At 51.4% G+C, this 26,020-nt stretch carries 27 protein-coding genes and 1 pseudogene; 15 read left to right on the forward strand and 13 right to left on the reverse strand.

What is annotated here, in order from left to right:
* The 6 genes from waaO to ACQ0PY_RS00645 all read left to right on the forward strand — a co-directional run bounded on the left by waaO (position 1) and on the right by ACQ0PY_RS00645 (position 5,104).
* Positions 1-1,014 (forward strand): lipopolysaccharide 3-alpha-galactosyltransferase, encoded by a 1,014-nt coding sequence (gene waaO, locus ACQ0PY_RS00620; protein ID WP_109739696.1) that lies wholly within the window; start codon positions 1-3, stop codon positions 1,012-1,014.
* A 20-nt stretch (positions 1,015-1,034) separates the two neighbouring features.
* Positions 1,035-2,051, forward strand: coding sequence for a glycosyltransferase family 8 protein (locus tag ACQ0PY_RS00625; protein WP_109739695.1), 1,017 nt, complete (start codon positions 1,035-1,037; stop codon positions 2,049-2,051).
* A 13-nt stretch (positions 2,052-2,064) separates the two neighbouring features.
* Positions 2,065-2,763 carry a lipopolysaccharide core heptose(II) kinase RfaY gene (rfaY, locus tag ACQ0PY_RS00630; RefSeq protein ID WP_044267560.1) on the forward strand — a complete coding sequence of 233 codons (699 nt, stop codon included), beginning with the start codon at positions 2,065-2,067 and terminating at the stop codon, positions 2,761-2,763.
* Positions 2,764-2,943: 180 nt separating this feature from the next.
* A complete protein-coding gene (gene waaZ / locus ACQ0PY_RS00635) occupies positions 2,944-3,798 on the forward strand; it encodes a 3-deoxy-D-manno-oct-2-ulosonate III transferase WaaZ (protein ID WP_109739694.1) in 855 nt (284 codons plus the stop codon).
* Positions 3,799-3,835: 37 nt separating this feature from the next.
* Positions 3,836-4,912, forward strand: a complete 1,077-nt coding sequence (locus ACQ0PY_RS00640; RefSeq protein WP_109739693.1) for a glycosyltransferase family 9 protein — start codon at positions 3,836-3,838, stop codon at positions 4,910-4,912.
* A gap of 99 nt (positions 4,913-5,011) precedes the next feature.
* On the forward strand, positions 5,012-5,104 hold the full coding sequence (locus tag ACQ0PY_RS00645; protein ID WP_418225177.1) for a hypothetical protein: 93 nt from the start codon (positions 5,012-5,014) through the stop codon (positions 5,102-5,104).
* Between the two features lie 101 nt (positions 5,105-5,205).
* Here the strand turns inward: ACQ0PY_RS00645 and ACQ0PY_RS00650 are convergent.
* The 4 genes and pseudogenes from ACQ0PY_RS00650 to rfaD all read right to left on the reverse strand — a co-directional run.
* A pseudogene (locus ACQ0PY_RS00650) lies at positions 5,206-6,210 on the reverse strand (O-antigen ligase family protein); the annotation flags it as partial.
* 10 nt (positions 6,211-6,220) lie between these two features.
* The gene (rfaC, locus tag ACQ0PY_RS00655; RefSeq protein ID WP_099433928.1) at positions 6,221-7,183 is read right to left on the reverse strand and encodes a lipopolysaccharide heptosyltransferase RfaC; all 963 of its coding nucleotides are present in this window, start codon (positions 7,181-7,183) and stop codon (positions 6,221-6,223) included.
* Between the two features lie 3 nt (positions 7,184-7,186).
* A complete protein-coding gene (rfaF, locus tag ACQ0PY_RS00660; protein WP_109739692.1) occupies positions 7,187-8,233 on the reverse strand; it encodes an ADP-heptose--LPS heptosyltransferase RfaF in 1,047 nt (348 codons plus the stop codon).
* Between the two features lie 12 nt (positions 8,234-8,245).
* A complete protein-coding gene (gene rfaD / locus ACQ0PY_RS00665; RefSeq protein ID WP_042998615.1) occupies positions 8,246-9,178 on the reverse strand; it encodes an ADP-glyceromanno-heptose 6-epimerase in 933 nt (310 codons plus the stop codon).
* Between the two features lie 215 nt (positions 9,179-9,393).
* Here rfaD and kbl point away from each other — a divergent pair, with 215 nt between their 5' ends.
* The 3 genes from kbl to ACQ0PY_RS00680 all read left to right on the forward strand — a co-directional run bounded on the left by kbl (position 9,394) and on the right by ACQ0PY_RS00680 (position 12,896).
* Complete coding sequence (gene kbl, locus ACQ0PY_RS00670) at positions 9,394-10,590, forward strand: glycine C-acetyltransferase (protein WP_042998614.1); 1,197 nt, start codon at positions 9,394-9,396, stop codon at positions 10,588-10,590.
* Between the two features lie 9 nt (positions 10,591-10,599).
* A complete protein-coding gene (gene tdh, locus ACQ0PY_RS00675) occupies positions 10,600-11,625 on the forward strand; it encodes an L-threonine 3-dehydrogenase (protein ID WP_042998613.1) in 1,026 nt (341 codons plus the stop codon).
* 236 nt (positions 11,626-11,861) lie between these two features.
* Positions 11,862-12,896 carry a glycosyltransferase gene (locus ACQ0PY_RS00680; RefSeq protein ID WP_042998612.1) on the forward strand — a complete coding sequence of 345 codons (1,035 nt, stop codon included), beginning with the start codon at positions 11,862-11,864 and terminating at the stop codon, positions 12,894-12,896.
* Here ACQ0PY_RS00680 and ACQ0PY_RS00685 read toward each other — a convergent pair.
* Genes ACQ0PY_RS00685 through gpmM form a run of 3 tightly spaced genes read right to left on the reverse strand, consistent with a single transcriptional unit; the run spans position 12,883 to position 16,683 of the window.
* A complete protein-coding gene (locus tag ACQ0PY_RS00685; RefSeq protein ID WP_044254340.1) occupies positions 12,883-13,842 on the reverse strand; it encodes a divergent polysaccharide deacetylase family protein in 960 nt (319 codons plus the stop codon). The genes ACQ0PY_RS00680 and ACQ0PY_RS00685 overlap by 14 nt on opposite strands.
* Positions 13,843-13,845: 3 nt before the next feature.
* Entirely contained in the window at positions 13,846-15,129 is a 1,284-nt protein-coding gene (envC, locus tag ACQ0PY_RS00690; RefSeq protein ID WP_042998610.1) for a murein hydrolase activator EnvC, read from the reverse strand.
* Between the two features lie 9 nt (positions 15,130-15,138).
* Entirely contained in the window at positions 15,139-16,683 is a 1,545-nt protein-coding gene (gene gpmM / locus ACQ0PY_RS00695; protein WP_109739691.1) for a 2,3-bisphosphoglycerate-independent phosphoglycerate mutase, read from the reverse strand.
* A 247-nt stretch (positions 16,684-16,930) separates the two neighbouring features.
* Here gpmM and ACQ0PY_RS00700 point away from each other — a divergent pair, with 247 nt between their 5' ends.
* The 5 genes from ACQ0PY_RS00700 (at position 16,931) to cysE (ending at position 20,096) form a co-directional block, all read left to right on the forward strand.
* The gene (locus tag ACQ0PY_RS00700; RefSeq protein ID WP_042998608.1) at positions 16,931-17,362 is read left to right on the forward strand and encodes a rhodanese-like domain-containing protein; all 432 of its coding nucleotides are present in this window, start codon (positions 16,931-16,933) and stop codon (positions 17,360-17,362) included.
* Positions 17,363-17,394: 32 nt separating this feature from the next.
* The gene (grxC, locus tag ACQ0PY_RS00705; RefSeq protein WP_012908148.1) at positions 17,395-17,646 is read left to right on the forward strand and encodes a glutaredoxin 3; all 252 of its coding nucleotides are present in this window, start codon (positions 17,395-17,397) and stop codon (positions 17,644-17,646) included.
* Between the two features lie 62 nt (positions 17,647-17,708).
* Positions 17,709-18,176 (forward strand): protein-export chaperone SecB, encoded by a 468-nt coding sequence (gene secB / locus ACQ0PY_RS00710; protein WP_003024155.1) that lies wholly within the window; start codon positions 17,709-17,711, stop codon positions 18,174-18,176.
* On the forward strand, positions 18,176-19,195 hold the full coding sequence (gpsA, locus tag ACQ0PY_RS00715) for an NAD(P)H-dependent glycerol-3-phosphate dehydrogenase (protein WP_042998607.1): 1,020 nt from the start codon (positions 18,176-18,178) through the stop codon (positions 19,193-19,195). Before secB ends, gpsA begins: the two co-directional genes overlap by 1 nt.
* A 79-nt stretch (positions 19,196-19,274) precedes the next feature.
* On the forward strand, positions 19,275-20,096 hold the full coding sequence (cysE, locus tag ACQ0PY_RS00720; protein ID WP_042998606.1) for a serine O-acetyltransferase: 822 nt from the start codon (positions 19,275-19,277) through the stop codon (positions 20,094-20,096).
* Positions 20,097-20,174: 78 nt separating this feature from the next.
* Here cysE and trmL read toward each other — a convergent pair whose 3' ends face one another.
* The 5 genes from trmL to ACQ0PY_RS00745 form a co-directional block, all read right to left on the reverse strand.
* A complete protein-coding gene (trmL, locus tag ACQ0PY_RS00725; RefSeq protein WP_042998605.1) occupies positions 20,175-20,651 on the reverse strand; it encodes a tRNA (uridine(34)/cytosine(34)/5-carboxymethylaminomethyluridine(34)-2'-O)-methyltransferase TrmL in 477 nt (158 codons plus the stop codon).
* A 39-nt stretch (positions 20,652-20,690) separates the two neighbouring features.
* Complete coding sequence (lldD, locus tag ACQ0PY_RS00730; protein WP_042998604.1) at positions 20,691-21,878, reverse strand: FMN-dependent L-lactate dehydrogenase LldD; 1,188 nt, start codon at positions 21,876-21,878, stop codon at positions 20,691-20,693.
* Complete coding sequence (gene lldR, locus ACQ0PY_RS00735) at positions 21,875-22,651, reverse strand: transcriptional regulator LldR (protein ID WP_042998603.1); 777 nt, start codon at positions 22,649-22,651, stop codon at positions 21,875-21,877. The genes lldD and lldR overlap by 4 nt, the downstream gene beginning before the upstream one ends.
* Positions 22,648-24,303, reverse strand: a complete 1,656-nt coding sequence (lldP, locus tag ACQ0PY_RS00740; RefSeq protein WP_044254331.1) for an L-lactate permease — start codon at positions 24,301-24,303, stop codon at positions 22,648-22,650. Before lldP ends, lldR begins: the two co-directional genes overlap by 4 nt.
* Positions 24,304-24,559: 256 nt before the next feature.
* Positions 24,560-24,922 carry a YibL family ribosome-associated protein gene (locus ACQ0PY_RS00745; protein ID WP_042998601.1) on the reverse strand — a complete coding sequence of 121 codons (363 nt, stop codon included), beginning with the start codon at positions 24,920-24,922 and terminating at the stop codon, positions 24,560-24,562.
* A gap of 287 nt (positions 24,923-25,209) precedes the next feature.
* Here ACQ0PY_RS00745 and ACQ0PY_RS00750 point away from each other — a divergent pair, with 287 nt between their 5' ends.
* Positions 25,210-25,416 carry a hypothetical protein gene (locus ACQ0PY_RS00750; RefSeq protein WP_109739690.1) on the forward strand — a complete coding sequence of 69 codons (207 nt, stop codon included), beginning with the start codon at positions 25,210-25,212 and terminating at the stop codon, positions 25,414-25,416.
* A gap of 15 nt (positions 25,417-25,431) precedes the next feature.
* Here the strand turns inward: ACQ0PY_RS00750 and mtlR are convergent, their stop codons facing one another.
* Positions 25,432-26,019, reverse strand: coding sequence for a mannitol operon repressor MtlR (mtlR, locus tag ACQ0PY_RS00755; protein WP_046401674.1), 588 nt, complete (start codon positions 26,017-26,019; stop codon positions 25,432-25,434).
* Position 26,020: the final 1 nt, after the last annotated feature.

The raw sequence follows: 26,020 nt of genomic DNA on the forward strand, positions 1-26,020 counted from the left end.
ATGACTCAAACGTATTTTGAAGAAAAAGTCATTCAGCTGACTTTAGATTATAACTATGCAGAATATAGTGATGTTGATAACTTTAATATTGCGTATGGCATCGACAAGAACTTCCTTTTTGGTTGCGGTGTGTCCATTGCGTCAATACTGATTGCTAACCCCGATACACCATTTTCCTTTCATGTCTTTACGGACTCATTTAGCAATGATGAACAGGCGCGATTTAATGCGTTGGCAAAGCAATACGCCACCCAAATCGTGGTGTATCTCGTTGACTGTGAGCAGTTGAAATTATTACCAAGTACTAAAAACTGGTCATATGCAACGTACTTCCGGTTTATTATCGCCGACCACTTCGCTGGAAAAATAGACAGGGTACTGTATCTGGATGCAGATATTGCCTGTCAGGGAAGTGTACAAGAACTGATTGACCTCCAGTTTGCTGAACATGAAATTGCGGCCGTGGTAGCGGAGGGAGAGTCAGAGTGGTGGACGAAACGCTCAGTCAGTCTGGCAACGCCGGGACTGGTTTCTGGCTACTTTAATGCGGGCTTTTTGCTGATTAATCTTCCTGTCTGGACTGCTGAAGATATTTCCCGCAAGGCTATCGAGATGTTACGCGATCCTGATGTAGTACAGCGTATCACTCACCTGGACCAGGATGTACTGAATATGTTGCTGGTCGGCAAGGCGCGTTTTATTGGCAAGAAGTTTAATACCCAATTCAGCATCAATTACGAATTAAAGCGTGATGTGGTTAACCCTGTGGATGAAAATACGGTGTTCATTCATTATATTGGGCCGACTAAGCCCTGGCATCAATGGGGCAACTACCCTATCGCGCAAAGCTTTTTGAATGCGAAAAAGTTATCACCCTGGTGTAATGTTGAATTGCTGAAACCTAACAACAGTCATCAGTTGCGTTATGCGGCGAAGCATATGTTCAACCAGAAGCAATATTTCTCTGGTCTGGTAGATTATGCACTTTACTTTAAAAGCAAAATTATTAAATAAATATAATTATAGGTGGCGCAGTGGACTCATTTCCTGAAATAGAGATAGCAGAATATAAAGTTTTTGATGAGCGCTATGATAATAATGGTAATACATTAAATATCTCTTATGGAATTGATGAAAACTATCTTGATGGTGTCGGGGTGTCTATTACCTCGGTATTAATTCATAATGATATAAATGTTGCTTTTCATATTATCTGCGATAACTATACACAAAGCTTCGTTGATAAGATTGAAGCGCTGGTGCAAGAGCATAAGATAAAAATTTCATTATACCTTATCAATGTCAAATGCCTTGAGGTATTGCCGAAAACACAGGTCTGGTCAAGAGCCATGTATTTTCGACTTTTCGCTTTTGATTTTTTTCACTATAAACTGGAAAAATTGCTGTATCTTGATGCTGATGTCATTTGCAAAGGCTCTCTGGACTATCTTCTGGACCTTGATCTCAATGATAACGTCGCTGCCGTGGTAAAAGATGTTGACTCAATACAGTCTAGGGTAAATGAAAGGCTACCCTCTTTTAATCTTCAGGGTCGATATTTCAACTCCGGTGTTGTCTTGATAAATCTAAGGCGATGGGCTGAGAACCAATTAACTGCCAGGGCGTTGTCTCTTTTGACAGACAGTGATGGAAGTGCAACTTTTTTTAAATATCCGGATCAGGATGTCCTGAATATACTGCTGCGCGATAAAGTTAATTTTTTACCTCGTGAATACAATACAATTTATACCATTAAAAGTGAATTAAGCGATAAGACGCATAAAAAATATTTAAATATAATCCATGCTGATACAAAACTGATTCACTATACAGGGGCGACAAAACCCTGGCATGCCTGGGCAAATTATCCCTCCGCGATTTATTATACTAATGCATTTATTAAATCACCGTGGAAAGGGGTTCCTGCTAAAGATGCGCGAACGATGGTTGAGTATAAAAAAAGATATAAACATCTTTTGGTTCAAAAACATTATCTGCGTGGAGTAATTGCGGGTGTAGCGTACCTCTATCGTAAAATTTTAGCGAAATAATACCTTTATAATTATGATCACTGAAACAAAAATTAAAAACTATACCGTATTTGTAAAACAAGATGGCGAGAAATACATTGATATTTTCAATGATTTTTTAACGCATAATCTTAAAGTGTTAAGAGTCTTTCGTAGTATTGAGGATACCAAGGTCGTATTAATTGATACTGACCATGGGAAATATATCCTGAAAGTATTTCACCCTAAAGTAAAAAATACTGAGCGATTTTTTAAGTCGTTGGTTAAAGGGGATTACTACGAAAAGCTTTTTTACCAGACCGATCGCGTGCGGCAGGAAGGTTTTGACGCCTTAAATGACTTTTATTTGCTTGCTGAAGTGAAGACCCTTCGTTATGTGCATACTTACATCATGATCATTGAGTATATCGAGGGGGTTGAACTGGTAGACCTGCCTGTCATCTCCGATGATGTGAAAGAGAAGATAAAGCAATCCATTCAAGGGTTGCATCAGCATGGTATGGTCTCAGGTGATCCGCATAAAGGTAACTTCATATTACAAAATGATGAAATAAGAATAATCGATCTGTCCGGAAAAAGACCCTCCCGACAGAGAATGGCGAAAGATCGTATTGATTTAGAACGCCACTATGGTATTGAAAATAATAGAAAAGACTTGGGGTTTTATCTGCTGGTTTATAAGAAAAAATGGCGGAATTTCCTGCGCCGTCTGAAAGGTAAAAGTGTGCGCTAAGCTTCAATGTGATTATTTAGAATATTGCTTTTAGTCGTTCTAAATGCAAAAATGAGTTTGTATATTTTGTGAGCAAATCTGGTCGGTCTGGTTTGCTCATCCTCGCTAAAGATAAACCATGAACACTTTCCTCAAAGATTCATCGTGATTTAAGTTGCATGACAAACCTACAGGTTTCATATGAGTAATGTTAAGTTTATAACTCGAGCAGGTGTTCAGCAACTTATTGCCAACAGAACATCTGATAACGTGATCATTTTCTTATCGGGACCCACCTCCCGATGGACACCGCTTTCTCTTTTGCAGAACAATGATGTCATTACTGTTAACGGCGCTGCGGAATACTTGCTCAGTAATAATATTACTCCCTTCATTTATGTCTTAACAGATGCGCGTTTTTTGCTACAAAGACGTCACGATTTTTATAAATTTAGCCGGGCGAGTAAGTTTACTGTCGTTAATATGGATGTTTATGAAGCCGCTACTGAAGAAGATAAGAAATATATGCGGACTCATTGTTTGATTTTACGCGCATTTTATAAACGTGAAAAAGGCGGCTTTTTCAAGAAACTGAAGCTAGAAATGCTTTCAAAATGGAATAAGAACCTCTTGATTCGGGTGCCCATTTCTAAACGTAAAAGACTGGTGGGATTTAGTAAAGATATCAGTTTAGGTTACTGCTCATGCCATACAGTGGCGTATACGGCGATGCAGATAGCGTATTCATTAGGTTATGACAACACGATCTGTTCCGGATTAGATATCACCGGAAGCTGTGCGCGTTTTTATGATGAGAGTCGCAATCCAATGCCTTCTGAACTGAGCAAGGATTTAATCAAAATTCTGCCATTTTTCCAGTTCATGTGTGAGAGCGTTGACGACTTTAATATCTATAATCTGTCTGACGATACCGCAATAAGCTATGATATTATTCCCTATATTAAGGCAGCGGATGTCGCAGCGTTACCCTCCAGACAGCACATCAGGAACAATGCGCACGATCTTCACGATCGTGCCGATTCTTATGTAAGTTAGTATTAACCTCTTTTATATTTGTAGTGTGGTAACTCGCATGGGTTTAGGTGCTTTTCATAAGAAAAAAAGATTCTGCATTAATAAAATTAAGATTAATTTTTTGTCATTTTTCTTCGCCAGGAAAAAGAAAGCAAAAATTAATGCAGACAAGATTAAGACTTGCTTGCTAATCCATGATAACAACAAGTTAGGCGATTTAATTGTATTGAGTTCGCTGTATCGCGAACTGACTAATCGTGGTGTACAACTGTCAATATTAACCACAGAAACGGGGAAAGCGTTTCTTTCTGGTAATCGTCGCATACATCAGTTTTATATTAAAAAATCAAATGCAATCAGTGATGTACTGGCATTACGTAAATGTCTTTCCCGCGAATCTTTCGATATCGTACTTGATCCTTTTGAAACCATGCCTTCCTTTGGTCACAGCCTGTTGCTGTCGGGTGTCAGACACGCTCATATCCTGGGTTTTGATAAGTGGTATAAACGTTACTACACCGTTTACCATCCGCATGATGAGAAGTTAACGGCGCACATGTGTACACGGGCCAGTGAAATACTGCGTCATTTTTATGGCGATGAACGTCATGAATTTGATGTGAGTTATGATTTACCTCTGCCAGAGTCGGTTGAAAAAGATGTTCTGAATTTTGTTGGCGACTCAAAAATAATTATTATCAATGCATTAGGGGCAAAGAAAATCTGCCGGCTGTCTGATGAGCAGATCGGTACGATTTATTCGCATCTCTGTAAACAGTATCCGGATTACCGAATTATTTTTACCGGCTTAGCCGAAGATATTCGCTCTATTGCGATACCGGGCATTGAATCACTGCCCTTTAAAGAATTCATTTATACGGTTGCACTGACAAAATTCAGTCAGTATGTCATCTCCGTGGATACTGCACTGGTCCATATTGCATCGGCATATGAAATTCCTACGCTCGCGCTTTATCCAAATGCGCGACAAACGACCTACCCCTCACACCTTATCTGGGCACCGAATAACTGCAATGCGTTACAGGTGGTCTCTCCGACGTATACGGTGAAGGATATTAGCCTGAAGGTGCTGACTGAATCGGTAGAGGGGTTGCTGTCAAAACACCAGAAGTGAGTGATAGCTCACTTCTGATCGTCAGGTTATTGTGACGCAATATCGCCGTGCTGTCGGTTTTTCTTGAGGAAAAGCATTAAAACGATCGCGGTTATTAAGATGATTGGTACGCTCCGAGACCAGAGAATAACATCACTCAGCCCGATTCCAATGGCGGCTAACGTTAATGCAAACAGTCCCAGCGAACGGTGATAATAGACCGTAAAGAACAACGCGATATAGAAGAAAAGCGTCGACAGAACCCCGGCAATCCCTTTCAGTGAGGCGGCTTCGATGAGTTCATTGTGCAAATGGACATTCGAAAATTCGAGTGCGCCTTGCAGGTACTTATGTTCTTTCGCTAATTCCGTCATTCGCTGTGCCCGCGTATCGGCCGAGCGTGCCGCGAACGGCGCGTCTTTAAAGATATCAAAACCAATCTCATACATCGCCAGCCGAGCGCCCAGAGAACTATTGCTGTTGCCCTGACTGTAGCGATTCAAATCTGAAACACCTTCATGATAACGGTTATAAATCGGCTTACTGAATATGGCGATCAGGACAACCAGCGCAATCAAAAAGCCAATGACTGAAAAGAAGAGTTTTTTTGGCGACTTGATATACCCGGCAACCAACGACAGCGCACAGATCACCGGGAAGATCAACAGAGTGGAACGCGTCTGGGTAAGTGCCAGGGCATAGAATATCGCGATGGCATTCAATAAAAATAATATCGGGTGATTCCGCTGGGTGTAGAGAATCGATATTCCGCTGACAATCCCGACAAACATAATGGAGTAGGCGGCGCCCGTAGCCGTACCAATGCCGAAATCAAGACGAGCCATGCCAGTAGTGGATTTTATGTAATATGCATATCCCGCGATAAAAAATGACAGCGAATACAGGATATAAAGCGGTAACTCTTTCTTAAAGCGAATTCTTGACGTCAGCGCCAGCAAAGTAAGAAAAGCGCCAAAGAGAAAGATTTTCGCCGTGTTCAAATAACTGTGATAGGTCGCGCGAAAGGGAGAATGATCAACCTTAAAGGCGGAATACCAGACGACGTCCAGCGCGCCGATGATAAAAATAGCGAGCGGTAGCAACCAATACTGTACCGAATAGCTTTCAGGTTTACCGCGTAATAGCAGCGCCAACAGACCCAATATCGCCGTAACATTATATAACTTCATGCTTAGCGTATTATCAAACATTGCGACAATCAGCGTGATGGCACAGAGCAAATAAGTTGTTACTTCCAGTGCTGAAGACGTCTTCGTGGCGTAGTGGCGCCAGGGACTGATAAGACTCAAGGTTGGCATTCAATTACCTTTATAATAATGATGATAGTTCGTCGCGGACTGAATCAGCGTTTAGCATTGCTAATTGATTTCCTGGCGCACGACACGCCACCTGGTTCTTCCCGTAACCACCAATGAGCCCTGGATCCGTAGGACCGTACAACGTGACATTAGGTCGATCGAGTGCGGCGGTCAGATGGCTTAACCCCGTATCGACTGAAACGACAAATTTTGCTCCCGCCAGCACGCGTGCGACGCCTTCCAGCGTCATTCGCGGTAATACCTCAACGTGAGCGAATCCCTCAGATAACCTCTTCGCCCGTGCTTCTTCATGAGGCGCGCCCCAGGGCAATTTAATGCTTATCCCACTGTCAGCTAACAGACCGATTAACGCTCGCCAGTTTGCTTCCGGCCAGTGCTTATCATCGCGCGTTGTTGCATGCAAAAAGACGGCATAGGGCTGTTCACCCGTACTTCCGAAGGTAAGGAAATGCTGCGCAATGGCATAATCGCCCTGCGACGCCGGTTTTTGATAGCCTAAACTTTTTGCAAACAGTTCGCGCGTACGCTCTACGGCATGCTGTTGTCTGGCAATATGATGGCGGCGATTATAGAACAGGCTGGCCAGCGGTTCACGCGCGGTTTGCCAGTCCATACCGTGTTTAACCCCATGCGCCAGACGTGTGACCAGCGCCGCGCTTTTCACCAGTCCCTGGGCGTCGATGATAGCGTCATAGCGCTCAGCCTGTACGGCATCGCGAAAGGCTTTGCGTTCTGCTTTAATCGGCGCGGAAAACCAGGCTTTACGCCAACGGCGAATCGCCACGGGGATGACACGGTTCACCGCGGCATGCCAGGACGGTATCTGCGCAAACCCTTCTTCAACCACCCAGTCAAACTGAATATCGGGGATGGCCTGTTGTGCATCCGTGAGTGCCGGCAGGGTATGTAGCACATCACCCATTGAGGACGTTTTGACGATCAGAACCCGCATTCGTCAGGCTTCCTCTTGCAGTAACAGACTGTTGAGTTCTTCCAGTACGCGCGTCGGCGTAATGTCGATCAGACTCTGATGATAGCCTTCGGCGGCATCGCCTTTGCGTACTTTGTGATAGCCCGTTATCAGGCGAATCACACGTGCTTTATGTGACAGAGGCGGGGTGAAATCCGGGCTACTTGGGCCATAGAGAGCGACCAGCGGGCGATTCAGCGCCGCGGCGACGTGCATCAGGCCGGAGTCGTTGGTGACAACGGCTTTACACGCGCCAATCAATATGACCGCCTGTTCGAGCTGTGTTTCGCCCGCCAGGTTACGACACCACGCCTGTTGTTCATCACTCAATGTCGCCAGAATTTCGTTTCCAGCCTCATGATCTTTCGCCGAGCCAAACAGCACTATCTGATAGCCTTCATCGATGAGCTGTTTCGCCAGTTCCGCATAATGGTAGTGCGGCCAGCGTTTTGCCGGACCGAACTCCGCGCCGGGGCAAAAGCCAATCATCGGACGTTCGTCAGAAAGCGAAAACGCGCTGCAGGTTAACGACTTTTCACCTTCGCTCACCTGGAGTTGCGGCCACAATAGCGGCTGCGGCAGATCTTTCGCCGTGCGCATCACGCCTTTATCGTAGGCCAGCGCCACGTAACGCTCGACCATTAAGGGCCAGGCGGCTTTATCCAGTACGCGCGCATCGTTAAGCAGGCCGTAGCGCATTTCACCGCGCCAGCCCGTACGGTGAGGGATACCGGCAAAGAAAGGAACCAGCGCTGATTTAAACGAGTTGGGCAACACGTAAGCGCGATCGTAGCGTTTTTCACGCAGACTGTGACCCAGTTTGCGGCGTTCGCCAAGTTCGAGTGCGCCGTGGCCGAGCGGCATTGGAATTGCCTCGTTGACTTCCGGCATCCGCGATAACAACGGACGGCACCATGCCGGTGCCATCACATCGATTATCGCCTGGGGATAGCGCGCCTTGAGCGTGCGATAGAGACTTTGCGACATCATCATGTCGCCTACCCAGGACGGGCCAATCACCAGAATCCTCATAGATTGCCTGCCTTACGCGTCGCGGTTCAGCCAGGTCATATATTCCGTAACGCCTTCGGCAACGGTCTTGAAGGGCTTATCGTAGCCCGCAGCGCGCAGGTTGGTCAGATCGGCCTGAGTAAATGCCTGGTAGCGACCTTTCAGTTTTTCCGGGAACGGAATGTACTCAAGTTCACTTTTCTTATGGTATGCCAGCGCGGCATCTGCCACCGCCTGGAAGGATTCTGCACGACCGGTACCCAGGTTAAAGATGCCGGACACGCCGTTCTCCCAGAACCACAGATTTACATCCGCCACGTCGCCGACGTACACGAAGTCACGCTTGAAGTTTTCGCTACCTTCAAACAGCTTCGGCGTTTCGCCGTTGTTGAGTTGCGTATTGAGATGGAAAGCCACGCTTGCCATGCTACCTTTATGGCCTTCGCGGGGTCCGTAGACGTTGAAGTAACGGAAGCCGACGATCTGTGAATTGGCTTCTGGCAGGATCTGACGCACATACTCGTCAAACAGGAATTTAGAGTAACCGTAAACGTTCAGCGGTTTCTCATATTCGCGGGATTCGATGAAGTCAGACGTGCGACCGCCATAGGTGGCAGCGGAAGAGGCATACAGGAACGGAATTTCGCGCTCCAGGCAGTAATGCAGCAGCTCTTTGGAGTACTGATAGTTGTTATCCATCATGTACTTGCCGTCCCACTCGGTGGTGGAAGAGCAGGCCCCTTCGTGGAAAATGGCTTCGATCTCGCCGAACTCTTCGCCCGCCATAATCTGGATTAAGAAATCTTCTTTATCCATATAGTCGGCAATGTTCAGATCCACCAGGTTAACAAACTTGGTGCCGTCTTTCAGGTTGTCCACCACCAGGATATCGGTGATACCTTTATCATTCAGGGACTTAACGATGTTGCTGCCGATAAAGCCCGCGCCGCCGGTAACGATGATCATAACTGTAACCTATGAATTATGGAGTCAGAGACAATCTCAGACACGAATACCTCTTATCATATCACTACATAGCGTTGGCTTCAGCCATTCACCGAATGGTCGTGTGGGTACGCGTGATTTATCCTGCATTTTAAAGAAGTGATAATGCGTCATCTCGTATCAGCGTCCAGGGTTAGGTAAGATGTGCTGAAATTTGCCCAGTCTGGAGAATCGCAATGCGTGGGGATTTTTACAAACAGTTAACCAACGATCTGCAAACCGCCCGTGCGGAAGGATTGTTTAAAGAAGAGCGCATTATTACGTCTGCTCAGCAGGCCGATATCACGGTGGCGGATGGTAGCCACGTCATTAACTTCTGTGCCAACAACTATCTGGGGCTGGCGAACCATCCAGAGCTGATTGCTGCGGCAAAAGCCGGTATGGATTCTCACGGATTCGGGATGGCGTCGGTGCGCTTTATCTGCGGCACCCAGGACAGCCATAAACAGCTTGAGCAAAAGCTGGCTGAATTCCTCGGCATGGAAGATGCCATTCTTTACTCCTCCTGCTTTGATGCCAACGGCGGCCTGTTCGAAACGCTGCTCGGCGCCGAGGATGCGATTATTTCCGATGCCCTGAACCATGCCTCTATCATTGACGGCGTGCGTCTGTGTAAAGCAAAGCGCTTCCGCTATGCCAACAACGATATGCAGGAACTGGAAGCGCGTCTGCAAGAAGCGCGCGACGCCGGGGCTCGTCATGTGCTGATTGCCACTGACGGCGTGTTCTCAATGGACGGCGTCATCGCCAACCTGAAGGGCGTGTGCGATCTGGCTGACAAATACAACGCGCTGGTGATGGTCGATGACTCTCACGCGGTGGGGTTTGTCGGAGAGAACGGTCGTGGTTCCCATGAGTACTGCGACGTGATGGGCCGCGTAGATATCATCACCGGCACGCTGGGTAAAGCGCTTGGCGGCGCGTCTGGTGGCTATACCGCCGCGCGCAAAGAGGTGGTTGAATGGCTGCGTCAGCGCTCTCGCCCGTATCTGTTCTCTAACTCGCTGGCGCCGGCGATTGTCGCTGCCTCCATCAAAGTGCTGGAGATGGTTGAGTCTGGTGGTGAACTGCGCGATCGCCTGTGGGCTAACGCGCGTCAGTTCCGTGAGCAAATGTCTGCCGCCGGGTTTACTCTGGCGGGTGCCGATCACGCGATTATCCCGGTGATGCTGGGTGACGCGGTGATTGCACAAGATTTTGCCCGCGAGCTGCAAAAAGAGGGCATTTACGTCACAGGATTCTTCTATCCGGTTGTTCCGAAAGGCCAGGCGCGCATTCGTACTCAGATGTCTGCGGCGCATACTCCGGAACAAATCACCCGCGCGGTGGAAGCCTTCACCCGCATTGGTAAACAACTGGGCGTTATTGCCTGAGGATGTGAGATGAAAGCGTTATCCAAACTGAAAGCGGAAGAGGGCATCTGGATGACCGACGTTCCGGAACCGGAAGTCGGCCACAACGATCTGCTGATTAAAATCCGTAAAACAGCCATCTGCGGCACTGACGTTCACATCTATAACTGGGATGAATGGTCGCAAAAAACCATCCCGGTTCCTATGGTTGTCGGCCATGAGTACGTTGGCGAAGTGGTCGGTATCGGTCAGGAAGTGAAAGGCTTCAAAATCGGCGACCGCGTGTCTGGGGAAGGGCACATTACCTGCGGACACTGCCGTAACTGTCGTGGCGGACGCACGCACCTGTGCCGTAATACCACAGGTGTGGGCGTGAACCGTCCGGGCTGTTTCGCAGAATACCTGGTGATCCCGGCGTTCAACGCGTTCAAAATTCCGGACAATATCTCGGATGACCTGGCCTCCATCTTTGACCCGTTTGGCAATGCGGTGCATACGGCGTTGTCGTTCGATCTGGTCGGCGAAGACGTGCTGGTGTCGGGGGCTGGCCCTATCGGTATCATGGCGGCGGCGGTAGCGAAGCACGTGGGCGCACGCAACGTGGTGATCACCGACGTGAACGAATACCGTCTTGAACTGGCGCGTAAGATGGGTATCACCCGCGCAGTCAACGTGTCGAAAGAGAGCCTGAATGAGGTGATGGACGAACTGGGCATGACTGAAGGGTTTGATGTTGGCCTGGAGATGTCCGGTGCGCCGCCAGCATTCCGCGCGATGCTTGACACCATGAATCACGGTGGTCGGATTGCGATGCTGGGCATTCCTCCCTCAGACATGTCTATCGACTGGACGAAGGTGATCTTTAAGGGGCTGTTCATTAAAGGCATTTACGGCCGCGAGATGTTCGAAACCTGGTACAAGATGGCCGCGCTGATTCAGTCTGGTCTGGATCTGTCGCCGATCATCACCCACCGCTTCTCGATTGATGAGTTCCAGAAAGGCTTTGACGCCATGCGTTCAGGCCAGTCCGGGAAAGTCATTCTCAGCTGGAATTAATCAGATAAGGCCGGAAAATCCGGCCTTATTTCCTGAGGAATATCTGGAAAGCTGTAAAGAATTGTCATTGTCATAAATAATTCGTAATTGCGTCGTAGTCTTATATTGCTGTTTACCTGATGCCCCTAAGCTGAAGTCTCCTGGAGCCTTTACAAATATTATTATCAGCCTTAATCGTTTCTTAATACAAAGGCTGTAAAAAGGCGGATAACTTCAAAGGCATTCGGTAATTTATTATGATGAAAAGTACAAACAGACTCAGTGTTATTATCCCGTTATATAATGCGGGTAATGATTTTAAAGCCTGCATGGAATCTCTCATCGCGCAAACATGGACTGCCCTGGAAATTATTATTGTCAATGACGGGTCAACGGATAATTCTGTTGATATAGCAAAGTATTACGCCGAAAACTATCCTCATGTACGACTGCTCCACCAGGCGAATGCCGGAGCATCGGTCGCCCGTAACCGCGGGATGGAGGTGGCGAGTGGTAAGTACATCGCATTTGTTGATGCCGATGACCTCGTCTATCCGCACATGTACGAAACGCTAATGACAATGGCGCTGGAGGACGATCTGGACGTCGCGCAGTGCAATGCCGACTGGAGCGAGCGGGATACCGGCGTGACCTGGCAATCTATTCCGACCGACCGGATCCGTTCAACCGGCGTACTCACCGGTCCTGACTGGCTGCGTATGGCGCTTTCATCCCGCCGCTGGACCCACGTGGTGTGGATGGGGGTTTATCGTCGGGATGTGATTGAAAAGAATAACATCCGCTTTATTCCCGGATTACATCATCAGGATATTGTGTGGACCACGGAATTTATGTTTAACGCGCTGCGTGCGCGTTATACGGAAGAATCCTTGTATAAATATTTCTTACATAATAATTCTGTCAGCCGACTGAAACGTCAGGGTAATAAAAATCTGAACTATCAGCGACATTACATTAAGATCACCCGATTATTAGAGAAGCTGAATCGGAATTACGCAGACAGGATTACAATCTATCCTGAATTTCATCAACAAATAACGTATGAAGCATTGCGTGTTTGTCATTCCGTGCGCAAAGAACCCGATATTTTGACGCGTCAGCGAATGATCGCCGAGATTTTTACCTCGGGGATGTATAAACGTATGATAATGAACGTGCGCAGCGCCAAGGTCGCCTATCAGGCGTTACTGTGGTCAGTGAGATTGTACCAATGGCGCGACAAAACGCGTTCGCACCATCGTACTGCACGTAAAGCGCTTAACCTGGGTTAACGCTGTTATCGCGGGGCGATTTTCCCCAGCCTTGCCACTGATTCTGGAACCAGTTCACCAGCGTGCTCTGACTGATGCTTTCACTTAACACGCTGAAGAATCGACTGGTATAGACCGGTTCTACAGGTTTCTTCGCTTTACACAACGCCACGCCGCGGAATGGATTTCGCGGAGCGTCGTTGGTTTTCGGCGGTGTCAAATTCGGCGTGGAGGTATCTACCTGCGGCTCATTGAGCAGGCTGCTCGGACGGACAAGGGTGATGTCGGCTGGCAGGTTATACACCATTTGCTGTAACACACGTACCGTCGACGGATGAGGGTGGCCTATCGCGATGGCAGAACCGTTGCGGCGTGCCAGATCAATCGCGCGGGTAAACTGGCGGCGAATGTCCGCGTCGTTTTGCGTGTCGTCGAGAAACACTTTCCGTTTAATCACTTTTACGGCGGTTCCGGATGCGGCACGCATCGCCTGACTGTTACCGATGGTCATACTGTCGAGAAAATAGAGATCGTAGCGTTCCAGCGCCTGCATCACTTTTTGCATACCAAACAGGCTGGAAGTCATTGCGCTGCCCATATGGTTGTTGAGCCCCACCGCGTAAGGCACTTTGCCAACCGCCTCGCGTATGATCCGTTCAATTTCGTCGCTGCTCATCTCCGGACGTAGGGTGTCTTTCTCCAGCGGCTGTTTACTCAGCGGTGCCATCGGCAGATGGATCAGCACTTCATGACCGCTGTTATGCGCTTTGGTCGCCATTTCGCGCGCATGAGGCGCATTGGGTAGCACGGCGACGGAGATTTGAGAGGGCATCGCCAGCACCTGATTTTCGTAATGCGGTCGGTAGCCAAAATCGTCAATGACGATGGCGAGTTTGCCAGCAAAAACAGGGGAGGCGAATGCCAGCAGGCTGGCGAATGAAAGAACAGTACGACGAAACTGAGGCAAAACTTATCTTCCCAACCACGGTTGTGGATTGACGGCCTGACCCTGGCGACGAATTTCGAAATAGAGCGACGGTCGACCCTGACCCCCGCTGCTACCCACCAGCGCAATCGGCTGGCCGGCGCGAACCTGCGTACCGACACTGACCAGCGCACTCTGGTTGTAGCCATAAAGACTCATGTCGCCCTTGCCGTGTTCAACGACGACGACCAGTCCGTATCCCTGCAGCCAGTCCGCCAGAATGACGCGACCATCGGCAATGGCTTTCACTTCAGTGCCTTCAGACGCACCGATAACCATCCCCTTCCAACGTAGCTCACCTTGCAGTTGTTCGCCATAGCGATGCAGCGTGGGACCGCGAACGGGCCAGAATGCCTGGCCGCGTGGCGAACCCAGACCGCCGGTGCGCGACATCAGCGATTTCTCACTGTCTGTGGGCTTGTACGTGGTGCCTTTGCGGGTGGCCTCTTTCTGGCGATTACGTACCGCTTCCGCCTCGCGTGCTTCGCGTTCGGCACGGGCTTTGGCGGCCGCCTCGGCACGGGCAATGCTGTTACGCAAACGGGATTCGTTGGCGCGCAGTTCACTGAGCTGTTGCTGGCCTTGCTGAATGGAGGATTCCAGCCCGGCGAGGGTTTTCTTACGTTCGTTACGCGCCTGTTCAAGCTTCGCCTGCTGGGCGCGCTGTTCATACAGCAGCGTCTGTTGCTGACTCTGCTTCTCTTCCAGTTCGGCACGCTGGGCGGCGACCTCTTCGCGAGTCTGCTTCAACTCGTTGATCGTCTCCTGGCGCGCCTGGTTCAGATAACCAAAGTAGGCCTGCAAACGCTGGCCGCGCTGGCTCTCTTCACCGCTGAGGATAAGCTGAATACCGGTGTGTTCACCCTGGCGAAACGCGGCATCCAACTGCGCGGCGAGGCTGCGCTCCTGGTTGGCTTTCTGCCGTTCCAGCTTCGCAATAGAAGCATTCATCTCATCGATTTGTTTGTTCAGCTGCGCAAGCGTGTTTTGCGTTTCACGTAACTGGCGTGCGGCGGCGGAGATGGCCTCTTCCTGCGCCTTCAGTTGCGCAAGCAGGCCAGAACGTTGTTGCTGTTGCTGACGAACAGCACGTTCTTTGGCGGCGATATCTGCCTGAATGGATTTAAGCTGATCGCGGTCATCCGCGTGGGCGGAAAAGGCGCACAACAATACGCCAGCGCTCACCACGCTGGCGTAAATCAAGGGCCTGACTGAAAACCGTCTTGGTTTCATGGCCCCATTTTCGCTATTTATCGTCTTTCCCCTCATGGGGAAGGATTATTCCACGATGAACAGCGGCTTACCAGTCATCTCTTGCGGGATTTCCATGCCCATCAGCGTCAACATGGTGGGGGCGATATCGGAAAGTTTGCCGCCTTCCACCGCTTTCACATTTTTGTTGCCGACATAAATCAGCGGAACCGGCAGGTTAGTGTGCGCGGTGTGCGCCTGACCGGTTGCCGGATCGCGCATTTGCTCGGCGTTGCCGTGGTCAGCGGTGATCAGCAGTTGACCGCCAACGGACTCAACCGCTTTTGCCACCTGCTCAACACAGTGGTCCAGCGCTTCAACCGCTTTAACCGCCGCTTCCATCACACCGGTATGACCGACCATGTCGCCGTTCGGGTAGTTACAGATGATGGTGTCGTATTTCCCGCTTTCGATAGCGGCTACCAGTTTTTCGGTCAGCTCTGCGGAGCTCATTTCCGGCTGCAGATCGTAGGTCGCCACTTTCGGTGAGTTGATCAGGATGCGGTCTTCACCGGTGAACGGTTCTTCAACGCCGCCGTTGAAGAAGAAGGTGACGTGGGCGTATTTTTCGGTTTCAGAGATACGCAGCTGCGTTTTGTCATTCTTCGCCATCCACTCGCCAAACGTGTTCGCCAGCGAGGCGGGCGGATAGGCAACGGCCGTTTTGATGTCCGCAGCGTATTCGGTCAGCATCACGAAGTTCAGATTAACCACTTTCTTGCGCGCGAAGCCGTCGAAGTCGGCGTTAACAAAAGCACGGGTGATTTCACGCGCGCGGTCAGCACGGAAGTTCATGAAAATGAGCGCGTCGCCGTCTTCCATCGCGGCATCGGCCTGGCCTGCGGCGCGGATCACGGTGGCTTTCACGAATTCATCGTTTTCATCGCGGGCATAGGCGGCCTGCAGACCTTCAACGGCGGTATTAGCCTGGAATTCACCCTGCGCCAGCGTCATCAGGTCATACGCTTTCTCCACGCGATCCCAACGGTTGTCGCGGTCCATCGCGTAGTAACGGCCAATGATGGAGGCGACGCGACCTTTGCCCAGCGCGGCAAATTTCTCTTCGAATTTTTTCAGCGAAGACTCTGCGCTGCGTGGCGGCATATCGCGGCCATCGAGGAAAGCATGCAGATAGATTTTCTCTGCGCCACGCTCAGCGGCCAGTTCAACCATCGCCATGATGTGATCTTCGTGGCTATGGACGCCACCGGCAGAGAGCAGACCCATGATGTGCACGGCTTTACCGGCATTTTTCGCCTGGTCAACCGCGGCGGTCAGCGTTGGGTTGGCAAAGAAAGTGCGTTCTTTAATTTCAACGTCCAGACGGGTCAGGTCCTGATACACGATGCGGCCCGCACCCAGGTTAACGTGACCGACTTCGGAGTTACCCATCTGACGATCGGGCAGGCCCACTTCCAGACCGGAAGCATCGATCAGGGTATGCGGGCGTTTTGCCCACAGCGCATCCATTACCGGGGTTTTGGCATTAAAAATGGCGTTATCCTGGCTGTCTTCACGGTAGCCATAGCCATCCAGAATCACCAGTACCATAGGTTTTTTAGAAACCGACATTGCGAAACCTCACACTCAAGAGACAAAAATAATTGCGTAATTTTACTACAGCTGAATCGATAAAATAGCCTCAGAAGATCAAAGAATGGGGCAGGCTGGTTCACGGATGGTACGGATTTGCACTTTTTTTTCCGTAGTGCCCCGCAAAAATGCAATCCATTGCACGCGCTGGCTGTATTTGCGCCAACGCGCAGGTATACTCCTGTCCTGGTTTTTTTAATCACTGAGTCGGGAGTTGTTACCCCCCATGCAAGAAATTATGCAATTTGTTAGCCGCCATCCCATACTGAGTATCGCCTGGATTGCGTTACTGGTGGCGGTTTTGTTCACCACGTTTAAAGGCCTGACGTCGAAAGTTAAGGTCATCACTCGCGGCGAAGCCACGCGTCGTATCAACAAAGAAGACGCCGTTATCGTGGATTTACGTCAGCGTGACGATTTCCGCAAAGGCCATATCGCGGGTTCCATTAACCTGCTGCCGAGCGAAATCAAAGCGAACAACGTGGGCGAGCTGGAAAAACACAAAGACAAACCGGTTATCGTGGTCGATGGTTCCGGCATGCAGTGCCAGGAAGCGGCAAACGCGCTGATCAAAGCAGGCTTTGAGAACGTGTCTGTGCTGAAAGAAGGCGTTGCGGGCTGGAGCGGTGAGAATCTGCCGCTGGTTCGTGGGAAATAATTTTCCCGACGTAAACGAATTTGGAGATAAGTATGGCCAATATCGAGATCTACACTAAAGCAACCTGCCCGTTTTGCCATCGTGCGAAAGCGCTGCTGAACAGCAAGGGTGTGAGCTTCCAGGAACTGCCGATCGACGGCGATGCCGTGAAGCGTGAAGAGATGATCAAGCGCAGCGGTCGTACGACGGTTCCACAGATTTTTATTGATGCACAGCACATTGGCGGCTGTGATGACTTGTATGCGTTGGATGCGCGTGGTGGACTTGATCCCCTGCTGAGCTAACGCTGGGCCATGTTATTGGCATCAAGCGCTATTTAAGGACAACACTAAAGGGTTTTCTACACATGTCAGAACAAAACAACACCGAAATGGCTTTCCAGATCCAGCGTATTTACACCAAAGATGTCTCTTTCGAAGCGCCAAATGCGCCGCATGTTTTTCAGAAAGATTGGCAGCCAGAGGTTAAACTTGATCTGGATACAGCATCTACTCAACTGGCAGATGACGTATACGAAGTGGTGCTGCGTGTTACCGTAACGGCTTCCCTCGGTGAAGAAACGGCGTTCCTGTGCGAAGTTCAGCAAGGCGGTATCTTCTCTATCAGCGGAATCGAAGGCACCCAGATGGCGCATTGCCTGGGCGCATACTGCCCGAACATTCTGTTCCCGTATGCCCGCGAATGCATCACCAGCCTGGTTTCACGCGGTACGTTCCCGCAACTGAACCTTGCGCCGGTTAACTTTGATGCGCTGTTCATGAACTATTTACAGCAGCAGGCTGGCGAAGGTACTGAAGAACATCAGGATGCCTGATGAACCAAAGTAATGCTTCAATGACTGTGATCGGTGCCGGCTCGTACGGCACCGCTCTTGCCATCACCCTGGCAAGAAATGGCCACCAGGTTGTCCTGTGGGGCCACGATCCTAAACATATCGCGACCCTTGAGCACGATCGCTGCAACGTCGCGTTCCTCCCGGATGTGCCTTTCCCCGATACGTTACGCCTCGAAAGCGACTTAGCTACTGCGCTGGCGGCCAGCCGCGATATTCTGGTGGTCGTGCCAAGCCATGTCTTTGGCGAAGTATTGCGACAGATTAAGCCTCTGCTACGTCCTGACGCGCGTCTGGTCTGGGCAACCAAAGGGCTGGAAGCAGAGACGGGACGCCTGTTGCAGGATGTTGCCCGTGAAGCGCTGGGCGATAAAATCCCGCTGGCAGTGATTTCCGGACCGACGTTCGCGAAAGAGCTGGCGGCAGGCATGCCGACGGCCATCTCCCTGGCCTCCACTGACGACACCTTTGCTGATGACTTACAGCAACTGCTGCACTGCGGTAAGAGTTTCCGTGTCTACAGCAACCCGGATTTTATCGGCGTTCAGTTGGGCGGCGCGGTGAAGAACGTGATTGCGATCGGCGCAGGAATGTCTGACGGCATTGGTTTTGGCGCTAACGCCCGTACTGCGCTAATTACGCGTGGCTTGACAGAGATGTCGCGTCTGGGCGCGGCGCTGGGCGCCGATCCCCAGACCTTTATGGGAATGGCCGGGTTAGGCGATCTGGTGCTGACCTGTACCGACAACCAGTCGCGCAACCGCCGTTTTGGCATGATGCTCGGTCAGGGCATGGATGTACAAGGCGCGCAGGACAAGATTGGACAGGTGGTTGAAGGCTACCGCAATACAAAAGAAGTTCGCGAGTTGGCGCACCGTTTTGGTGTCGAAATGCCAATAACCGAGGAAATTTATCAAGTATTATATTGCGGAAAAAACGCGCGCGAGGCAGCATTGACGTTATTAGGTCGTGCACGCAAGGATGAGCGAAGCAGCCACTAGTCTCAAGGATCCGTTTTTAAAAAATGACCCGGCCCGCGAAGAACGGGCCGGTCGTTAGCCTCATTACCTGGAGCCCGCAATGCCGTGTGAAGAACTGGATATCGTCTGGAACAATATAAAAACCGAAGCCCGCGCTCTGGCAGACTGTGAGCCTATGCTGGCCAGTTTTTACCACGCAACGCTACTCAAGCATGAGAATCTGGGCAGTGCGCTAAGCTACATGCTGGCGAACAAACTGGCATCGCCCATTATGCCCGCCATTGCGATCCGTGAAGTGGTCGAAGAAGCGTACGCAGCAGACCCGGAAATGATCGCCTCAGCAGCCTGTGATATTCAGGCCGTCCGCACGCGTGACCCGGCGGTCGATAAATACTCCACTCCGCTTTTGTACCTGAAAGGTTTTCATGCCTTGCAGGCCTACCGTATTGGTCACTGGTTATGGAATGAAGGCCGCCGCGCGCTGGCAATCTTCCTGCAAAACCAGGTCTCCGTGACGTTCCAGGTGGATATTCACCCCGCGGCGAAGATTGGTCGTGGGATTATGCTCGATCATGCCACCGGCATTGTCGTCGGTGAGACGGCGGTGATCGAAGATGACGTGTCGATCCTGCAATCGGTCACCCTCGGCGGGACCGGTAAAACCAGTGGCGATCGTCATCCCAAAATTCGTGAAGGCGTGATGATTGGCGCGGGGGCGAAAATCCTCGGCAATATCGAAGTCGGACGTGGGGCAAAAATTGGCGCCGGTTCCGTGGTGTTACAGCCCGTTCCGCCGCACACCACCGCCGCTGGCGTCCCGGCGCGCATTGTCGGTAAGCCAGACAGCGATAAGCCGTCAATGGATATGGATCAGCATTTCAACGGGATACACCATACGTTTGAGTACGGCGACGGTATTTGATCTCTTGCCCGGTGGCGCTGTGCTTACCGGGCCTACAAAACCGCAGGTCGGATAAGGCGACAGCCGCCATCCGACGATTCAAAGTGTGCGCAAGACTGCGCCAGGATATCCCAACTGGCGCCACGCCTCATACACCACCACCGACACGGCATTTGACAGGTTCATACTGCGGCTGTCCGGCATCATCGGAATACGTATTTTTTGTTCAGCGGGCAGGGCATCGAGAATGCTGGCTGGCAGACCGCGCGTCTCCGGACCAAACATCAGATAGTCGCCATCCTGATAGCTCACCGCGCTGTGTGCAGGCGTGCCCTTGGTCGTCAGCGCGAACATGCGCTGCGGTTTTTCAGCTTCGAGAAATGCAGCGTAATCATGATGGCGAACCACCGCAGTAAATTCATGATAATCCAGTCCCGCGCGGCGCAGGCGTTTGTCGTCCCAGGTAAAGCCCATCGGCTCAATAATATGCAGACGAAAGCCTGTGTTTGCGCACAGACGAATGATGTTGCCCGTGTTCGGCGGGATTTCTGGTTCAAATAAGACGATGTTGAGCATGCTGCCCCCTTAATTACGGGGGGCAGAATAACACTTTCATTACGCCGCATCACCTTGCGATAGCGGTGCCAGTGCGGCAGGGAGCTTGTTGATTTCCTGTACCAGGGAATCCTTGCTGATGTCGGTGATGGATTTCGCACCGGTCAGCGTCATGGCAACTTTCATCTCTTTTTCAATCAGATTCAGCAAGTTTGCCACTCCCGCCTGACCTGCCGTCGCCAGCGCGTACAGATACGCACGGCCCAGCAAAACGGTATCTGCGCCCAGCGCAATCATTCGCACCACGTCCAGCCCGTTACGGATACCGCTGTCCGCGAGAATGGCGATATCGCCTTTCACCGCATCGGCAATGGCGGGCAGTGCGCGCGCGGAAGAGAGCACGCCGTCCAACTGACGGCCTCCGTGGTTAGAGACCACAATCCCATCTGCACCAAAGCGAACGGCGTCGCGGGCGTCTTCCGGATCGAGGATCCCTTTTATCACCATCGGACCATCCCAGAACTCCCGGATCCACTCAAGGTCCTTCCATGAAATTGACGGATCAAAGTTGTTTGCCAGCCAGCCGATGTAATCTTCCAGTCCGGTTGGCTTGCCGAGGTAAGCGGAGATATTGCCGAGATCGTGAGGACGACCGTTCAGACCGACGTCCCACGCCCACTGTGGATGAGTGACCGCCTGCCAGTAGCGACGCAGCGCGGCATTCGGGCCGCTCATCCCGGAGTGAGCGTCACGATAGCGTGCCCCCGGCGTCGGCATATCGACCGTAAAGACCAGCGTTGAGCAGCCCGCCGCTTTTGCCCGTTCCAGCGCATTACGCATGAATCCACGGTCGCGCAGAACATACAACTGGAACCACATCGGACGGTTAATAGTGGGCGCGACTTCTTCTATCGGGCATACGGAGACGGTAGAAAGGGTAAACGGGATCCCTTTCGCATCGGCTGCCGCTGCAGCCTGCACTTCGCCACGGCGGGCATACATGCCGCACAGCCCGACCGGCGCCAGCGCCACGGGCATCGACAGTTTTTCGTTAAACAGCGTGGTTTCCAGGCTCAAGTCAGACATGTTTTTCAGCACGCGCTGGCGTAGCGCCACGTCCGATAAGTCTTCCACGTTACGCCGCAGGGTATGCTCCGCATACGCGCCGCCGTCGATGTAGTGAAACAGGAACGGGGGCAGAATGCGCTGGGCTGCGGCGCGATAATCGCTGGCGGCTGAAATAATCATGCTTTGTTCTCCCTGGGATTTTCATTGTGGTCGCCGGGCAGACGGGTAATGCGCGCCTGGCGGGCCTGGTCTTCATCAAATTGTTTAATGGTGGTATGGACGAAACTGAGGTGCGCCATCATCGCCTTACGCGCGCCGTCGGCGTCGCCCGCGAGAATGGCATCCAGTACGGCCTGATGTTGCTCCGTCAGCCGGGAAAAGACGGGCGGAACGAGATACATGCGCTGTCGGCTTTGCTTCACCGACGAATGCAGAACGTCGAAGAACCCGCGCATCGTTTGTAACAGCACCACGTTATGCGAGGCTTCGGCGATAGCCAGATGAAAACGAACGTCGGCCTGTGAGGCAAGATCCGGGTCTTCGCTGAGCGTGGCGTCAAAGCAGAGTTTGATTTTCTCTTTGTCGGCCGTGGTGGCGCGTATCGCCGCATGCCAGGCCGTACTGGCTTCGATGGCGTGTCGGGCTTCGAGAATATCGAAACTGTAATCCGGGTCGTCGGCCATCAGGGTTTTCAGCGGCTGAACGATGTTTTGTTCAGACCACTCTTCATGCTGCCAGCGGACAAACGTGCCACCGCCGCGACGGCTGAGTAGCACGCCTTCGCTGACGAGCTTTGCCAGCGCTTCGCGCAGCGAGTTACGCGAGACGCCAAGCTGTACCGCCAGTTGGCGCTCGGCGGGCAATTTCATGCCCGCTTCCAGCTGTTGTTCTTCAATCAGCGCCCGCACACGAGAGGCAACCTCGTCCGACAGGCGTCTGGGCATCACGATCATGGAATCATCCAGGTTAAGACGTAAGCCTGAAGCGTGGTGATAACGCCCACCATGCAGGTGAAAATCAGGCTGTGTTTGACGGTAAAACGGAACAGATCCGACTCTTTGCCGACCAGTCCGACCGCCGCACAGGCGATGGCGATGGACTGCGGCGAAATCATTTTTCCGGTGACGCCACCAGTGGTATTGGCCGCCACCATCAGCACATCGGACACGCCGATTTGCTGTGCGGCAGTTGCCTGCAGGGCGGCAAACAGCGCGTTAGATGAGGTATCTGAACCGGTCAGGAATACCCCCAGCCAGCCGAGGAACGGCGAGAAGAAGGTAAAGGCGCTGCCCGTGTGCGCCAGCGCTAACGCCAGCGTCGAAGAGAGCCCGGAATAGTTGGAGATAAACGCAAAGGCCAGCACCATCCCGATGGAGTAGATCGGCAGCGCCAGTTCCTTCAGCGTGCTGCCGAAGGTCTGAATGGCGGCGGAAGGCTTCATCTTCAGCCAGACGATTGACAGCAGTGCGGCGAACAGGATGGCGGTGCCGGTCGCGGAGAACCAGTCAAATTTATACACTGCCGCGTAGGCGGTGGCTTCGTGAACCACGGGCGGCATGCGGGCAACCAGTTTGTCGAGGAACGGGACCGGGATGTTAATCACCCAGTCGTACAGCGCGCCGCCGGGAGCGAACAGGGCTTTAAACGGCGGCACGCTCCAGAGGGTTACGGTGGCCGTCAGGAACAGAAACGGCGACCAGGCGCGAACAACCTGTCCGGCGGTATAGTTCGTGCGTGCCAGCGTCTGATCAACTTGTGATGCGCCCATATCGCCAAAGCGGAAGATGCGAACCGGCTGCCAGCGTTTCAGGAACAGCGTCAGACAGACCAGCGAGACCAGCGAGGAGATGATGTCCGGCAATTCCGGGCCGATAAAGTTGGAGCTGAGGTACTGAGCAATAGCGAATGAACCACCCGCCACCATGACCGCAGGCCAGGTCTCTTTCACGCCGCGCCAGCCATCCATGATCGCCATGATCCAGAACAGTACGATAATTGTCAGGAACGGTAACTGACGACCCACCATCTGGCCGATTTCAAAGCTGTCCAGCCCAGTCACCTGGCCGGCGACCAGAATCGGGATCCCCATGGCACCAAACGCCACGGGCGCGGTATTGACGATCAGGCACAGTCCAGCGGCATACAGCGGGTTAAACCCGAGACCTACCAGCAGCGCGGCAGTGATGGCAACGGGGGCACCAAATCCCGCCGCCCCTTCGAGGAAGGCGCCAAATGAGAAGCCGACGATCAGCATTTGCAAACGCTGGTCAGGGGTAATCGACAGAATGGACGAGCGGATGATGTCGAACTGCCCGGTTTTCACCGAGATTTTGTAAACAAACACTGCGGCGATAATGATCCAGGCAATCGGCCATAGACCGTAGAAGAAACCGTACACCACCGAGGCCAGTGCGTGATCGACCGGCATTTTGTAGAAGAGCAGCGCCACGGCCAGCGCGATCATCACCGTCCACGAAGCGGCAACATAGCCTTTCAGCTTGAGCTTAATCAGCGCGAAAAAGAAAAACAGAATCGGGAGCGATGCGATCAGACTGGAAAGCCAGATGTTACCGGCCGGATCGTAGTTTTGTTGCCAGAGATTCATTGCAGGTCTCCTGAGGACCACACGCACAATGCAGTGAGTCTGTGCTCATCTTTTCGTCACATTATGTGTAAAAGTGGTCCTGCCAATATTGTTGTGTAGGGATAATGACAACGAATGGTTAATCAAATGTTATTTATTGGCAACGGCAGTGTAGGCTTAAATTAATGAATTGTGAACCAGTGGTCGTAACTGAAGGGGATTGGTAGGGCCAATTAAGGGAGGGCCGGACAGCGGACGTGCTGCCCGGTATAAAAAATCAAAACTCGGTCTTTGCGAAGCCAGTCATCTCTTGCAGGCCCATTTCGCGGCCTAAGGCGGTCATTGGATGAACCACTACCAGACCGCGCACGCTTTTCTTCAGCTTGCCCATATCGGCCTGCTCTTTTTTGCTGATCGCACGACGGTACGGCAGGTTCATCAGTTTCTGCGCCTCTTTGCTCAGTTTTTGACTGTGAACGTCACGCAGACGGGCGATTTCTGCTTCCAGTGTGGCTTTCTCTTTTTCCAGCTCAGCGTATTTATCGGCGGCTTCAACCAGGGACAGATCGGCCTGCTGGTGGCGGATAGCGTCGAGGCGATCGCTCAGACGTTTGATTTCGTTTTTTTCGACTTCTTTCATGGGATGGCTTCTGATAGAAATATAGTGAATGGCCTATAGTATGCGCGCAGAGCGGGTTTATTCACAACTAATGGGATAATAATAATCAAATAACGCGAGTATTCATTTGCTAACTATTTTTATAACAGACTGATTAATTAAACATTTTAGACCATAACAGGATCATGTAAGAGATAATTTGCCGCCAATGGATTAAGCACGTTTTCCTTAATGTTATGACGCGGGCGATCCTACACTAAAATTGACCGTTGCGCTTAAGCACGGCGGGACCGCATGGAGGAGATAACATGGCAAAAATAGGCGAGAATGTTCCGCTTCTGATTGATAAAGCTGTGGATTTTATGGCCTCAAGTCAGGCGTTTAAAGAGTATCTGAATAAAATGCCTGCGCATGATGACGTTCCGAGCGAAGTGCCTGCAGAAAATGCGCAGATGTACCTGCAACGACTGAATTATTACCGGCGCCTGTATCAACCCGTGCAGGAAAAGGAGTAGCAGGCAGAGCGAGGCCTACTTCTGGAAGGCTTTTTTTAAGCTGATTTTAGAAATCAGCTCAGTCAGGGAGAGAACCATCGTCGAGCGCACCGCTTGCTGGTAGCGCTGGATTTGCATGGCGTACAAACTGGGGTCGGCGGCGTCAAACTGCGGCGGGGGTGGCAGCGCCAGTACGCAGTGCAGTTCACCGAACGGCCCGAGAATCTCATCATCCGTAAAGGCATACTCATTGCCGTCATGATTCATCTCTTCGCGCATCGCCATCAGCAGCTCTGCGTCTTCATATTCAGGACGACTGAGGACGCCCAGACCGTAGATCAGTTTCAGGCGCACAGACAGATCGCCCAGCGGTCCGTCGCCGTCGAGTAACGGTTCTACAGCGTACTTCACTGCGTAGTCATCTTTGCGAAACACCTGAAGCACCAGAATGTTTACCGCCTCGGTGAGTAACTCCACGGCGGTGATCAGGAAGCTCCGTACGGTTTTGCCAGCATTCAGACGCTCAAGCACACGATTTTCAAAGGCCTGGGTTTGTTCCATTATTGCCTGCATATCTGACAATCTATTAATCAGGCGCAGGGGCTCCTGCGCCAGTTCCAGCATC

Source organism: Citrobacter sp. LST-B2, assembly GCF_057983045.1.